Origin of the sequence: Rhodococcus sp. IEGM 1307 (genome assembly GCF_030056915.1) — a bacterium.
In the GTDB taxonomy this organism is placed as follows: Bacteria; Actinomycetota; Actinomycetes; order Mycobacteriales; family Mycobacteriaceae; genus Rhodococcus_F; species Rhodococcus_F opacus_D.
On record NZ_JASHKW010000006.1, the window covers coordinates 132829 to 146325 of the forward strand.

At 71.6% G+C, this 13497-nt stretch carries 12 protein-coding genes; 4 read left to right on the forward strand and 8 right to left on the reverse strand.

From position 1 onward, the window contains the following. Nucleotides 1-25: 25 nt before the first annotated feature. The 5 genes from QM841_RS13525 to QM841_RS13545 form a co-directional block, all read right to left on the reverse strand. Nucleotides 26-1777 carry a fatty acyl-AMP ligase gene (locus QM841_RS13525; RefSeq protein ID WP_283332372.1) on the reverse strand — a complete coding sequence of 584 codons (1752 nt, stop codon included), beginning with the start codon at nt 1775-1777 and terminating at the stop codon, nt 26-28. Nucleotides 1778-1909: 132 nt separating this feature from the next. Continuing rightward, nucleotides 1910-2437, reverse strand: coding sequence for a hypothetical protein (locus QM841_RS13530; RefSeq protein ID WP_280784540.1), 528 nt, complete (start codon nt 2435-2437; stop codon nt 1910-1912). Beyond that, nucleotides 2434-3015 carry a hypothetical protein gene (locus tag QM841_RS13535; protein ID WP_009480494.1) on the reverse strand — a complete coding sequence of 194 codons (582 nt, stop codon included), beginning with the start codon at nt 3013-3015 and terminating at the stop codon, nt 2434-2436. The genes QM841_RS13530 and QM841_RS13535 overlap by 4 nt, the downstream gene beginning before the upstream one ends. Nucleotides 3016-3074: 59 nt before the next feature. Further along, nucleotides 3075-3785 (reverse strand): TVP38/TMEM64 family protein, encoded by a 711-nt coding sequence (locus QM841_RS13540; protein ID WP_283332373.1) that lies wholly within the window; start codon nt 3783-3785, stop codon nt 3075-3077. A gap of 50 nt (nt 3786-3835) precedes the next feature. Beyond that, nucleotides 3836-4657: a PaaI family thioesterase gene (locus QM841_RS13545; protein ID WP_283332374.1), complete on the reverse strand. Its 822-nt coding sequence runs from the start codon at nt 4655-4657 to the stop codon at nt 3836-3838. Between the two features lie 117 nt (nt 4658-4774). On the opposite strand from QM841_RS13545, the gene mutA reads away from it, so the two are divergent. Genes mutA through meaB form a run of 3 tightly spaced genes read left to right on the forward strand, consistent with a single transcriptional unit; the run spans nt 4775 to nt 9985 of the window. Beyond that, nucleotides 4775-6691: a methylmalonyl-CoA mutase small subunit gene (mutA, locus tag QM841_RS13550; RefSeq protein ID WP_283332375.1), complete on the forward strand. Its 1917-nt coding sequence runs from the start codon at nt 4775-4777 to the stop codon at nt 6689-6691. After that, entirely contained in the window at nt 6688-8979 is a 2292-nt protein-coding gene (gene scpA, locus QM841_RS13555; protein ID WP_283332376.1) for a methylmalonyl-CoA mutase, read from the forward strand. The genes mutA and scpA overlap by 4 nt, the downstream gene beginning before the upstream one ends. Nucleotide 8980: 1 nt before the next feature. After that, nucleotides 8981-9985: a methylmalonyl Co-A mutase-associated GTPase MeaB gene (gene meaB, locus QM841_RS13560; RefSeq protein WP_280784534.1), complete on the forward strand. Its 1005-nt coding sequence runs from the start codon at nt 8981-8983 to the stop codon at nt 9983-9985. Here meaB and QM841_RS13565 read toward each other — a convergent pair. Both QM841_RS13565 and QM841_RS13570 read right to left on the reverse strand, forming a co-directional pair. Then, a complete protein-coding gene (locus QM841_RS13565) occupies nt 9974-11011 on the reverse strand; it encodes a nucleoside hydrolase (RefSeq protein ID WP_283332377.1) in 1038 nt (345 codons plus the stop codon). The genes meaB and QM841_RS13565 overlap by 12 nt on opposite strands. Next, nucleotides 11008-11475 carry an OsmC family protein gene (locus tag QM841_RS13570; RefSeq protein ID WP_280784532.1) on the reverse strand — a complete coding sequence of 156 codons (468 nt, stop codon included), beginning with the start codon at nt 11473-11475 and terminating at the stop codon, nt 11008-11010. Before QM841_RS13570 ends, QM841_RS13565 begins: the two co-directional genes overlap by 4 nt. A gap of 90 nt (nt 11476-11565) precedes the next feature. Here QM841_RS13570 and QM841_RS13575 point away from each other — a divergent pair, with 90 nt between their 5' ends. Next, nucleotides 11566-12195, forward strand: coding sequence for a maleylpyruvate isomerase family mycothiol-dependent enzyme (locus QM841_RS13575; RefSeq protein WP_283332378.1), 630 nt, complete (start codon nt 11566-11568; stop codon nt 12193-12195). Here QM841_RS13575 and QM841_RS13580 read toward each other — a convergent pair. Continuing rightward, nucleotides 12179-13489, reverse strand: a complete 1311-nt coding sequence (locus tag QM841_RS13580; protein WP_283332379.1) for a CoA transferase — start codon at nt 13487-13489, stop codon at nt 12179-12181. The genes QM841_RS13575 and QM841_RS13580 overlap by 17 nt on opposite strands. Nucleotides 13490-13497: the final 8 nt, after the last annotated feature.

Here is a 13497-nt window from a genome sequence, read left to right on the forward strand (position 1 = left end):
TTCTCTCCTGGTCGGTGATCGGGGGTCAGGCGGGTGCTGCGACGGCGGTGGTCCGGAGGCGTTGCACCGCCGGGTCGATCTCCTCGTGCAGCACCGCGTCGACGCGGGACTGCAGGAACGACGCGCGCATCGACCTGCGCTGGACCTTCCCGCTCGTGGTGCGGTGCACCCCGTGCCGGTCGACGAGCACCACACTCGGGGCGTGGACGTCGAAGTCGCGGGCGACGGCGAGCCGGATCCGGCGTGCGAGGCCGGGCAGCGTCAGGTCGTCGATCAGCGCGGTCTTGACCTCGTGGATCACCAGCAGCCGCTCGTGCTGCCCGGTATCCATCGACAGCACCACCCCGGTGGCACCGGTGAGCGCCGGGTGCAGGTCCCGGACGGCCTCCTCGATGTCCTGCGGGTACAGGTTGCGGCCGTTGACGATCAGCAGGTCCTTCAGGCGGCCGGTGACGTAGAGGTGACCGTCGTCGTCGGTCACCCCGAGGTCACCGGTGCGCAGGTACGGTCCGTCGCCGGCGAGGGTGGCGCGGAACTTCTGCTCGGTCTCGTCCGGCCGGTTCCAGTAGCCGGCGGCGACGCTGCCACCGGAGATCCAGATCTCCCCGACCCGGCCGTGCGGCAGCTCCCGGCCGGTGTGCGGGTCGACGATGCGGATGTCGCACCCGAACGGCCGGCCGCTGCCGACCAGCCGGACACCGCCGACCCGCGGGGTGAGCTCGTGGCGCTCCAGCGCGGCGGCGTCGACGTCGAGATACCTTGGGGCGCAGCCCACCTCGCTCGCGGTGGCGAGCAGGGTCACCTCGGCCATCCCGTACGCGGTCAGGAACGCCCCCGCCGGGAAGCCGTTGGGTGCGAGCCGGTCGGTGACGGCGTCGAGGGTGCGTGGCCGGATGGGTTCGGCCCCGTTCAGCGCGACCCGCACCGAGGAGAGATCCAGCCCGGCCAGTTGGTCGTCGGAGATCCGGCGGGCGACGAGGTCGTACGCGAAGTTCGGGCCGAGGGTCATGTCGGCGCGGTACCGGTCGATCAGCTGCAGCCACCGCACCGGGCGCTTGAGGAAGGCCATCGGCGACATGAACACGAGATTGCCGCCGACGTAGAGCGGCAGCAGCAGCATCCCGATCAGCCCCATGTCGTGGAAGTGCGGGAGCCAGCCGGCGCCGGTCAAAGTGTCGTCCGCACCGTTGGCGAGGGTCATGGCCGCGGCGTTGTGCAGCAGGTTCCCGTGGGTCACCATCACGCCCTTCGGCTCGCTGGTGGAACCGGAGGTGTACTGGAGGAACGCCAGGGTGTCGCCGTGCAGGTCCGGGAGCCGCCAGTCGTCGGGATCACCCGGTTCGGTGGTGTCGGTGGCGGCGACGGAGACCGTGGCGGCGAGCCCGGAGTCGCGGATCCAGGTGTCGAGTGGCTCGGCGACCGCGGCGGTGGTGAGGACGAGGCGCACGTCGGCGTCGTCGAACATCGTGGCGACGCGCTGCATGCTGCGCGCGTCGTGCGGGACGGGCGCGGGGACGGCGACCACCCCGGCGTAGAGGCACCCGAGAAACGCGCGGAGGAAGTCGATTCCGTCGACGTACAGCAGCATCACCGGATGTTCGGCCTCGGGCCGGGTCGACAGCCACACCGCCAGTGCGCGGGCGTCGCGATCCAGGTCGCGGTAGGTCACTTCCTCGGCGACGAGTTCCCGGCCGACCTCACGGTGGTAGATGTAGGACCGGTCGTCGCCGTAGACGGCGACCTGGGCGCGGACGTGGGACACGAAATCGGTAGGCACGAAACTTTTCTCCCTCGATGCGGACGAGTACGACTCTCGTCCGCGTCGAGGAGGGATCCCACCACCCCGAGGGCTGGTTCTGCGCACCCCTGGGGTGACGGTCCTGCACCGGTGGATGCCGCCGGGAACGGCTTACGTGATGAGGGCGCGTCCCGTTCCGCACACCGCGATCGCCCAGAGCACGCTGGTGAACGTGCCGATGATGAATTGTTCCGACGCGTGCGGTTCGCGCAGTTCGGGGTAGCGGGCCAGTCCCTTGACCGCCAGGACGACGGCGATGCCCTCCGGCCAGGCCGCGAGGATCGCCACCGCGACGGCGGCACGCTCGAGGAGTCCGATGATCCGTCCTCCGCGCAGCGGCCCGGCGTCCGGCCGCGGGTCGGAACCGGCGTCGGGCTGGCGGCGCGCGATCCGGAACGCGGCGAGCACGAGGGGCGCCCCGCCGGTGGCGGCGGCCGCGACGCACAGGACGAGGGTCGCGGCGAGCGCGAAGCCCGTGACCGGGGTGGTGGCGGAGGCGGCGAGCGCGGCGACGGCCAGGGCGAGCGCGACCACGATCGGTGCCGCCCACTGCGACATCCAGCGGGGGCTGCGGGGCGCCGCGAGGGCCAGCGGTGCGACGGCGGCGACGCCGAGGGCGATGAGTGCGAGGGTCGTCACGTGTCCGCCTTGCGTAGGAGTCGTTCGGCCAGTCGTCGTCCGGCGGTCTCGACGTGCCAGCCGGCGGTGGAGAGTCGTTGGGAGACCGCCTGCTTGCTGATGCCCAGCGCGCGGGCCGCCTCGGTCTGGGTGGAGCCGTGCCGCATCTGTTCGACGGCCTCGCGGCCCTCCTCGGTGCGGCGCGCGACGAGGATCGCGACGAGGGTGAGGGCGGTGTCGGCGTCGGCGGCGCCGTCGGGGTCGGAGCCTTCGACGGCCACCCGGCCGGGGGCGTTCTTGGCGCGGTCGACGGCGACCCGTGCGGATTCGAACGCGGGGCCGCGCCCGGCCCGGGTCTCGGCGGGGAGGGGTTCTTCGACGGGGCCGGCGCCGATGCCGATGCTCCAGTGTTCGCGTCCGACGAGGTCGAGTGCGAGGTCGACGACGGTGGCCGGGTCCGCGACCACGGCCTGGACCTCGTCGCCGGCGGTCCGCTGGAACGGGCGGACGAGGTCGCGGTGCGCGAATTCGGTGAGGAGTTGCGCGACGCGGTCGACGTCGCGGCGGCTTCCGCGCTGGTCGACCGTCAACACGAACATGGGTCAAGGTTAGAAACTGGATACCACGATGTCAAGACTCAAAGCTTGACTTTCCTGGTTCAAGGCTGCGCGATTGACTCGTCCTCGGCGGGGCGGTCGACGGCCACGTCCGGCATCGCGTCGCCGGAACCGTCCAGCGGCCGCCGGGAATCGACCACCAGCCCGGCGATTCCGACGACGATGCACACCGCGGACAGCACGAGAAGGCCCGGATTCGTCTCCCCGGTGAGGGCGTCGCCGAGAACGACGATGCCGACGGTCCCCGGCAGCACACCGACCACGGTGGCCAGCACGTACGGGACCAACCGGATCGAGGACACCCCGGCGCAGTAGTTCACCACCGAGAACGGGACGAACGCGATCAGGCGCAGCGACCCGACGGCGAGCCAACCGCGCCGGGCGATCCGCTCGTCCACCCGGCGGATCGTCGGATTGGAGATCCGCTGCCACACCACGTCCCGGCCGACGGCGCGCACCAGGTAGAGGGCGAGTACGGCACTGACCGTCGACGCCAGTACCGCGATCGCGATGCCCAGCCACGCACCGAACAGCAGGCCGGCACTCAGCGTGAACACCGTGCGGGGGAACGGGAACACCGTCACCACCGCGTGCACGGCGAAGAAGACGAGCGGAAAAGCCGGCCCGACGGATCGCGCCCATTCCCGCACCTGCAGCACGGACGGGTGCGGGGCCAGCAGCGCCACGACGACCAGCGCGACTGCCAGTACTGCGACGCCGATCACCCTGCGGTCCCCGAGGCGTCTCTTCACAGGGCACCAGGCTACCCGGGTGACCGGTGCGGGGCGCCGCGAGCGGCGGGTCAGGACGGGCGGCGGCGACCCGTCACGGTCGCCTCGACGCAGATCCGCCCGCCCGACGTCCCGGCCACCCGGGCCACCGCCACCGAGCGGCCCGCCCTGACCACGTCCGCGGTGAACGTCGTGTCGCGGTCGAGAGGAATCGGGCGGAAGTAGTTGATCCGCGCGGACGCCGTGTCCATGTCCGCGCCGGCCCGGCTCAGGGCCGCGTTCGCCGCGAGGTCCATCGCGCATGCCTGGACGCCGCCGTGCATGAACCCGAGTTTGTTCGCGATCAGCGGATTGGCCGGCACCACGATCCGGGCGCCGGGTCCGTCCTCGATCCGCCCGCCGATCCAGTCGAGCGGCGCGACCCCCGGCTCCGGGAAGTCGGGCAGGGCCGACCCGGCCGCCGCCGGTGCCGGCAGGTCCACGAAGTTGCCCCACAGGGTGCCGGTGGCGATGAGGGTGCCCGCCGAGTCGTGGACGCGGGCGGTCGAGGTGCCGCCGTCGGCGGTGAGCGCGAGGAGCCGGCTCTCCGCCCGCAGCGTCGGACCCTGCCACCGCCGGGGTGTGAGAACGTCCACCGACAATTCGGCCGTGACCAGGCCGTCGCGTGCTCCGCGCCGGTCCCACACGGTGAATCCGAGGAGATCGTCGAGCAGCACGGCGAGGACACCGCCGTAGGGGGTGCGGGCGGTGTTCGAGGCGAGCGCACCGATGTCCATGCTCATACGATTGAGTGGTTCGCCGCGGTCGTCGACGTCCCGGGTCGGCGCGCCGAGACCGAACAACCGCTGCGTGGCGGTGCGATCGGTGACCACCGGTTCCTGCGCAATGCTCATGACCTGAGGTTATGCATCGTGTGGTGATCCTCACGATAGGGGTCGCCGAACTGCGGCTAGCATCACAGTCACACAATGTATTGATCGATCGCTCATCAGGGAGAGGAAGCCGACACCGTGTCATTAGCTTCAGAAGCCGAGGAAGCTGCGCGGGCGTACGCCGACTGGCAGCACTCCGTGGCCGGAGTCCTCGCGAAGTCGCGTCGGATCGACGCCGCGGAACTCGGTCCGGAACCCCAGAAGCTCCTCGAGACCGTCACCTACGACGGGGTCACCGTCGCGCCGCTGTACAGCCCGCGCGACGAGCGTCCGGAGCAGCCCCTGCCCGGCACCTTCCCCTACGTGCGCGGCGCGGACGCCACCCGGGACGTGAACGCGGGCTGGCTGGTCAGCGCCCGCTTCGGCGAGGGCGCGGACGCGGCGGACGTCAACCGTGCCGTCCTCGACTCCCTGGAGAACGGTGTCAGCGCGCTGTGGCTCGCCGTCGGCGGCGCCGACCTTCCGGTCCGGTCGCTGGAGACGGCGCTCGACGGGGTGCTCCTCGACCTGGCCCCGCTCACCCTCGACGCCGGAACGGACGCACCGCTCGCGGCGCGGGCACTGTTCGCGCTGCTCGACGCGCGCGCCGCGGCGGGGGACGGGGTCACCGACCGCACCGCGGTCCGCGTCGACCTCGGGACCGCCCCGCTCACGAGCGCGTTCTCCGGTGCCGCCGACGTGGCACTCGGCGACGCGGTGGCCCTCGCGGCCGAGTCCGCGGCGCGCTCGGAGAGTGTGCGGGCAATCGCCGTGGACGGCACCGCATTTCACAACGCCGGCGCGTCCGACGCCGAGGAACTCGGCGCGGCGATCGCGGCGGGCCTCGAATACCTGCGGGCGCTCACCGAGAGCGGCCTGACCATCGGGCAGGCGCTCGGGCAGCTCGGCTTCCGGTTCTCGGCCACCGACGACCAGTTCCAGACCATCGCCAAGTTCCGGGCGGCGCGGCTGGTGTGGGCGCGGATCGCCCAGGTCTGCGGCGCGTCCGACTTCGGCGGCGCCCCCCAGCACGCGGTCACCTCGGCCGCGATGATGGCGCAACGCGATCCGTGGGTGAACATGCTCCGCACGACGCTCGCCGCGTTCGGTGCCGGCGTCGGCGGCGCGGACGCCGTCACGGTGCTGCCGTTCGACGCCGCACTGCCCGCCGGGGCGCTGGGTGTGTCGAAGACCTTCGCCGCCCGCATCGCCCGCAACACCCAACTGCTGCTGCTCGAGGAATCGCACCTCGGCCGGGTGCTCGACCCGGCGTCCGGGTCGTGGTACGTCGAGGACCTCACCCAGCAGGTGGCGGCCAAGGCGTGGGAGTTCTTCCAGCAGATCGAGGCGGCAGGCGGCTACCTCGCCGCGCTCGACGCCGGCCTGATCTCCGAACGCATCGCGGCCACCCGCGCCCAGCGTGATTCGGACATCGCGCACCGCAAGACCACCGTCACCGGCGTCAACGAGTTCCCGAACCTCGCGGAAGCACCGCTGCCCGCGGGCGCCGCCGAGACCGGCAGCGTCGCCCGGTACGCCGCCGCGTTCGAGGCGTTGCGGGACCGCTCCGACGCCTACCTGGCGGCGCACGGTGCGCGACCCGCCGTGTTCCTGGCCCCGCTCGGCCCCGTCGCCGAGCACAACGTGCGGACCACTTTCGCCGCGAACCTGCTGGCGTCGGGCGGCATCGAGGCCCGCAACCCCGGTCCGCTCGCGGTCGGTGACGGCAGCATCGCCGCCGCCGCGAAGGACTCCGGCGCCGGGATCGCGGTGATCTGCGGTACCGACAAGCGGTACGCCGCCGAAGCCACCGCCGCGGTGGAGGAACTGCGCGCGGCCGGTGTCGGCACCGTGCTGCTCGCCGGCCCGGAGAAGGTCGTCGCCGACGCGGACGGCTCCGCCCGGCCCGACGGATTCGTCACCGCCCGTATCGACGCAGTCTCGGTCCTGTCCGGCCTGCTCGACACCATCGAGAGCTCGAGCGACTCCTCGGGCGACACAGGGAGCAAGAAGTGACTACTCGCGAGGTCAAGCACGCGATCGGCAGCTTCGCCGAAGTGCCACTGGAAGATCCGCAGTTTCCGCAGCCGTCCGCCCCCACGCCGGAGCAGACGGACGAGCTGATCGCATCCGCCGCGGCCGCCAACCACTACAGCCCCGAACAGGTGGTGTGGTCCACCCCCGAGGGCATCGACGTCAAACCGGTCTTCACCAAGGCCGACCGCGACGCCGCCGAGGCCGAGGGCTACCCGGTGGGCAGTTTCCCGGGCGCCGCACCGTTCCTGCGCGGCCCGTACCCCACCATGTACGTCAACCAGCCGTGGACGATCCGGCAGTACGCGGGCTTCTCCACCGCCGCCGAATCCAACGCCTTCTACCGCCGCAACCTCGCGGCCGGGCAGAAGGGTCTGTCGGTGGCGTTCGACCTGGCGACGCACCGCGGCTACGACTCCGACCATCCGCGGGTGCAGGGTGACGTGGGCATGGCCGGGGTGGCGATCGACTCGATCCTGGACATGCGTCAGCTGTTCGACCACATCCCGCTCGACAGCGTCAGCGTCTCGATGACCATGAACGGTGCGGTGCTGCCGATCCTCGCGCTGTACGTCGTGGCCGCCGAGGAGCAGGGTGTCGCCCCGGAGCAGCTGGCCGGAACCATTCAGAACGACATTCTGAAGGAGTTCATGGTCCGCAACACCTACATCTATCCGCCGAAGCCGTCGATGCGGATCATCTCCGACATCTTCGCGTACACCAGCGCGAAGATGCCGAAGTTCAACTCGATCTCCATCTCCGGGTACCACATCCAGGAGGCCGGGGCCACCGCCGACCTGGAGCTGGCGTACACCCTCGCGGACGGTGTGGAGTACATCCGCGCCGGCCTCGACGCCGGCATGGAGATCGACAAGTTCGCGCCCCGGTTGTCGTTCTTCTGGGCGATCGGCATGAACTTCTTCATGGAGGTCGCGAAGCTGCGGGCGGGTCGCCTGCTGTGGAGTGAACTGGTCGCGAAGTTCGAGCCGAAGTCCGCGAAATCGCTGTCGCTGCGCACCCACTCGCAGACGTCGGGCTGGTCGCTGACCGCGCAGGACGTCTACAACAACGTGGCCCGCACGTGCGTCGAGGCGATGGCGGCGACGCAGGGGCACACCCAGTCGCTGCACACCAACGCGCTCGACGAGGCCCTCGCCCTGCCGACGGACTTCTCCGCCCGCATCGCCCGCAACACCCAGCTGCTGCTGCAGCAGGAGTCGGGGACCGTCCGTCCCATCGACCCCTGGGGCGGATCGCACTACGTCGAGTGGCTCACCCACCAGCTGGCCAACCGGGCCCGCGCACACATCGCCGAGGTCGAAGAGGCCGGCGGCATGGCGCAGGCGATCAGCGAGGGCATCCCGAAGCTGCGCATCGAGGAGGCCGCGGCCCGCACGCAGGCCCGCATCGACTCCGGCAGGCAGCCGCTGGTCGGCGTCAACAAGTACGTGCCGGACGAGGCCGACGAGATCGAGGTCCTCAAGGTCGAGAACTCGCGGGTCCGCAAGGAGCAGCTCGAGAAGCTGGACCGGCTGCGCGCCGACCGCGACTCGGACGCCGTCGAGGCGGCGCTCGCCGAGCTGAGCCGCGCCGCGGCCACCACCGAGGCCGGGGCGAGCGAAGCGACGGGTCATGTCTCGATGGAGAACAACCTGCTGGCCCTGGCGATCGATGCGGCCCGCGCGAAGGCGACGGTCGGGGAGATCTCCGAGGCGCTCGAGAAGGTGTACGGGCGTCACCAGGCCGAGATCCGGACCATCAGCGGGGTGTACCGGGACGAGGCCGGAAAGGTCGACAACATCAGCAAGGCAACGGAACTCGTCGAGAAGTTCGTGGAGGAGGAGGGTCGGCGTCCCCGTGTCCTCATCGCCAAGATGGGGCAGGACGGCCACGACCGCGGGCAGAAGGTGATCGCCACGGCCTTCGCGGACATCGGATTCGACGTGGACGTGGGACCGCTGTTCCAGACCCCGGAAGAGGTCGCCAACCAGGCGGCCGACAACGACGTCCACGTGGTCGGTGTGTCGTCGTTGGCTGCAGGCCACCTCACGCTGGTGCCTGCGCTCCGGGAAGCCCTCGCGGCGGTGGGACGTCCCGACATCATGATCGTGGTCGGCGGCGTCATCCCGCCCGGCGACTTCGCCGAACTGTACGAGGCGGGTGCCGCCGCGATCTTCCCGCCCGGGACGGTCATCGCGGACGCCGCCAGCGGTCTGCTCGAGAAGCTGGCCGCGCAGCTCGGCCACGACCTGACGGGCACCCCGGAATAGCATGGGGCGCCCTCCAGTCGACATCGATGCCCTCGCCCAGGCCGTGCGCGCCAATCAGCGCGCCGGCCTGGCGAAGGCCATCACCCTGGTCGAGTCCACCCGGACCGATCACCGTGAGGCGGCGCAGCGGCTGCTGCTCGAGCTGCTGCCGGAGTCGGGGAAGGCGCACCGGGTGGGTATTACCGGTGTGCCCGGCGTCGGGAAGTCCACGTTCATCGACGCGCTCGGGATGCACCTGATCGGCAAGGGGCACCGGGTGGCGGTCCTGGCCGTCGACCCGTCGTCGACGCGCACGGGTGGGTCGATCCTCGGCGACAAGACGCGGATGGCGCGACTGACCGTCGAGAAGGACGCCTACATCCGGCCGTCGCCGACGTCGGGCACCCTCGGCGGGGTCGCGAAGGCGACCCGCGAGACGATCGTGCTGCTCGAGGCCGCCGGATTCGACGTGATCCTCGTCGAGACGGTGGGTGTCGGGCAGTCCGAGGTGACGGTCGCGAACATGGTGGACTGCTTCTGCTTCCTCACCCTGGCCCGCACCGGCGACCAGTTGCAGGGCATCAAGAAGGGTGTCCTCGAACTCGCCGACCTCGTCGCCGTGAACAAGGCGGACGGCAAGCACGAGCGGGAGGCGAAGGGCGCCGCCCGGGAACTCGCGGGTGCGCTGCGGCTGATCTACCCGCACGACGCCGTCTGGACGCCGCCGGTGATCACGATGAGCGGCCTCGAGGGCGTCGGTCTCGAGGACTTCTGGGACACCGTCTGCCGGCATCGTGAGGTGCTGACCGCGGCCGGGCAGTTCGAGGAGAACCGGCGCCGCCAGCAGGTGGACTGGACGTGGACGATGGTCCACGATCAGCTGCTGCGCCGGCTCGCGTCCAACACCCGGGTCAAGGCGATCCGCGGCGAGGTCGAACAGCGGGTGCGGGACGGTTCCCTGACGGCGGCGCTGGCCGCCGCCGAGATCCTCGACGCGTTCGACGGCCCGGACGCGTCAGCCGACTGATTTCGCGAAGCGCCCGACCCGGTCGACGAGATCGTCGAAGAACGCGGCCGGGTCGGTGCGCACCGCGATGTCGACGTTGGGTTCCCGGTTCCAGTGCCCCACCCAGTCGGCGACCGTGGTGCCCCGGGTGAGCCGGCCGTGCAGTTCGACGTCGACGGTGGCCGGACGGGTCCTTGTGATCGCCGGGTTCAACGCCACCGCCGCCGCGAACGGGTCGTGCATGTGCGCCAGGAAACCCTGGTCGTGGGTGCGGTGAAAGTCCATGTAGAAGCGGATGGCGTCGGACAGGTGCCGGATCACCGGGTTGGACGCGGTCGAGCGCACCTGCGGTCCGTCGTCGGGGGAGATGATCTCGGCGGGTGTGCTGCCCGCCGCCTCCGCCAGCCGCCGGACGTGGTCCGGTGTCATCTCGATCGTTTCGGTGACGTCCAGTCCGCACAGGATCGGGCGCCTGCCCGCCGGCAGCCCGGAGAACGCGTCGAACACCTCCTTGGCGGCCTCCGGATCCACCGACACGTTCCATTCACTGGTGGGGGTGGTGTTGCCGGGGTGGTTGAACGCCCCGCCCATCACGACCAGGCGCCGCAGCAACCGGGGCAGCGCGGGTTCCTCGCGGATCGCGAGGGCCAGGTTCGTCAGCGGTCCCGTCACCAGCCCGGTCAGCTCGCCGGGGTGGGCGCGGACCAGGTCGACCCACAGGGTGGTGGCGTCCCGCTCCGACAGCGACCGCCCGGACGGGGGGAGGACGGCGTACCCGATGCCCTGGGGTCCGTGCGTGTCCTCGGTGGTGCGCAGCGTGCAGTCCAGCGGCACCCGGGCGCCGAGCGCCACCTCGATGTCGGGTGCGCCGCACAGGGCGAGCCAGTTCAGGTTGTTCGCCGCGACCTGCTCGACGGGCACGTTGCCGGCGGTGCTGGCGATGCCGGCGATCTCGGCCTCCGGGCTGGCCAGCAGGTACAGCAGGGCGAGGGAGTCGTCGATGCCGGTGTCGACGTCCACGATCAGCCGGTGGGCCGGGGCGCTCATGCGACGCGCACCGCGGGACGGTGCCGGACCGTGAAGTTGACCGACCGGGCGATGAAACACTTCTCGTGTGCGCGGGTGTGCAGCTGTTCGGCGCGCGCGGCCATCGACCCGTCGGCGACGGTCACGACGGGCGCCAGCACGACCTCGGTGAATTCGCCTGCACCGCCGGGGTGTTCGGACATGGTCCCGGTCGGCTCGTCGCGGTAGTCGACGACGACCACACCGGCCGCGGCGGCCAGGCCCAGATACCAGAGCATGTGGCACTGCGACAATGCGGCGACCAGCAACTCCTCGGGGTTCCAGCGGGTGGCGTCGCCGCGGAACGACGGGTCCGCGCTGCCCGGCAGATCGGGTTTGCCGGGCGCCGACACCACGTGGTCCCGGTCGTAGGCGTCCGGTCGGGTGGTGCCGTCTCCGCGGTTCCCGGTCCAGGTGACCGTCAGCGTGTAGTCGTGTGTGCTCACCCGACCATTCTTCACGGCCGCGCGATGAGTTTCGCCGGCGGGCACGGTCTGCCTACGTAGGGCACGACACGGCGACCGGAGGAGACGGACATGACACGGGACACGGCACCGGACTGGGTCGCAGGGGAGCGGCGCGACCTGGCGTCGATGCTGGCGGGACTGACGCCGGAGCAATGGGACGCGCCGTCGCTGTGCACGGGGTGGCGCAGCCGGGAGGTGATCGCGCACATCACCATGCCGTACCGCCTGTCGACGCCGCGGATCCTGCTGAAGATGGTGAAGGCGCGCGGCAACTTCAACCGGATGTCGGACACGCAGGCCCGCGAGGACGCACGGACCCTGACCGCCGACGCGCTGCTGCACACGCTGGAGGAGAACGTCGCGCACCCGTGGAAGCCGCCGGGCGGCGGCTTCGAGGGGGCACTGTCCCACGACGTCATCCACGGTCTCGACGTGTCGGTGGCGCTCGGCCTGGGCAGGCGGGTCCCGGACGACCGCCTCGACCGGGTCCTCGGCGGCGTCGGCCCGAAGCACGTCAAGTACTTCGGCACCGACCTGACGGGAGTGCAGCTGACCGCGGACGATCACCCCTGGACCTTCGGTGCGGGTGCGCCGCTGCGCGGTTCCGCCCAGGACCTGCTCCTCGTGCTGTGCGGTCGCCGGTTGCCGCCGGGACATCTGAGCGGGGAACCGAGCGCACGGTTCACGGCGATGGGCTGACCCCGGACCAGGAGGGGGCGTCGCCGCCCCAGGGCCGGGCCGGGAACGGGTAGTCGTCGAATTCGGCCAGGGCGGGACGGGCGGTCACCAGGTCGCCGTGCGCGGTGAGGCACCGGGGCCCGGGCACCGCGGGCGGCAGCGGGTCCTCGGATCGGCCGTCCGCGGTCAGCAGCCACGCGCCGGTACGGGCGAGGGACACGTCGACCGAGCGGCCGCGTCCATCGACGTGCGTCGCGGCGAGGGCGTCGACGACGCCGGCGGCGAGCAGATAACCGGTGGCGTGATCGAGTGCCTGCGCGGGCAGCGCGCCCGGGGTGTTATCGCCGCCCTCGATCGTCGCGATCCCCGACGCCGCCTGGACGATGCTGTCGAAGCCGCGGCGGTCCGCCCACGGTCCGGAGCCGCCCCACGCGCACACCCGTCCCCGCACCAGATGGTCGGGGGCGTCGTCGAGCAGCCCGTCCAGCGCGCCCGGACGGTACCCGGTGACGACGACATCGGCCTCGGCGAGCAGGCTGTCCCACACAAGCTTGCCGTCCGCGGACCGCACATCGAGCAGCGCGGTCCGCTTGCCCTGCCCGGTGTCGAGGTGCTGCACGACGATCTCGGGAATCGACGGCGGATCGATCCGCAGCACGTCGGCGCCGAGCAGCGCCAGCGTGCGGGTGGCGACGGGGCCGGCGATCACCCGGGTCAGGTCGAGGACCTTCACCCCCGCCAACGGCCCCCGGTCGGGTTCCCGGTGAGAGCGGTGCTGTGTTCGCGGACGGCAGCTCTCGGCGTGCACGACGGTGGACACGAGGTCGCCGGACGCCGCGGCCGCACCCTGCGCGCTCGCCGCCCACTCCGCCGCGGTCCGCACGCGCACGGCGACGGCCTGCGCCGCGGCGGCACGGTCCTCGACGTCGGCGGCGGTCAGGCGCCCGATCCGGGCGGCCACCGCGTCGCGGCCGGCGTCGTCCGAGAGGTCGAGTGCCGCCAGCAGTCTCGTGCGGTGATGCGGGTAGTTGGCGTGGGTCCGCACCCAGCCGTCCGACGCCGCAAAAAACCCCGACAGCTCCGCGAAACCGGACACCGGGGCCCCCGAGACCCGCAGCAGCCGGTCGCTCGCGAACGAGGCGGCGATCCGCTCGGGATCGAGCCGCCGCGACCGGGGGTCACGGCCGTGCGCGCTGTCGAACCGGTCGACGGCGCCGGTGAGCGCCGCCACCGAACCCGCCGCCAACGAGAGCACGGGGAGGCGGGCCGCCAGGTAGTCGCCGGGGTCGCCGTAGTCGATCACGGTGGGGATCATCCCGGCAC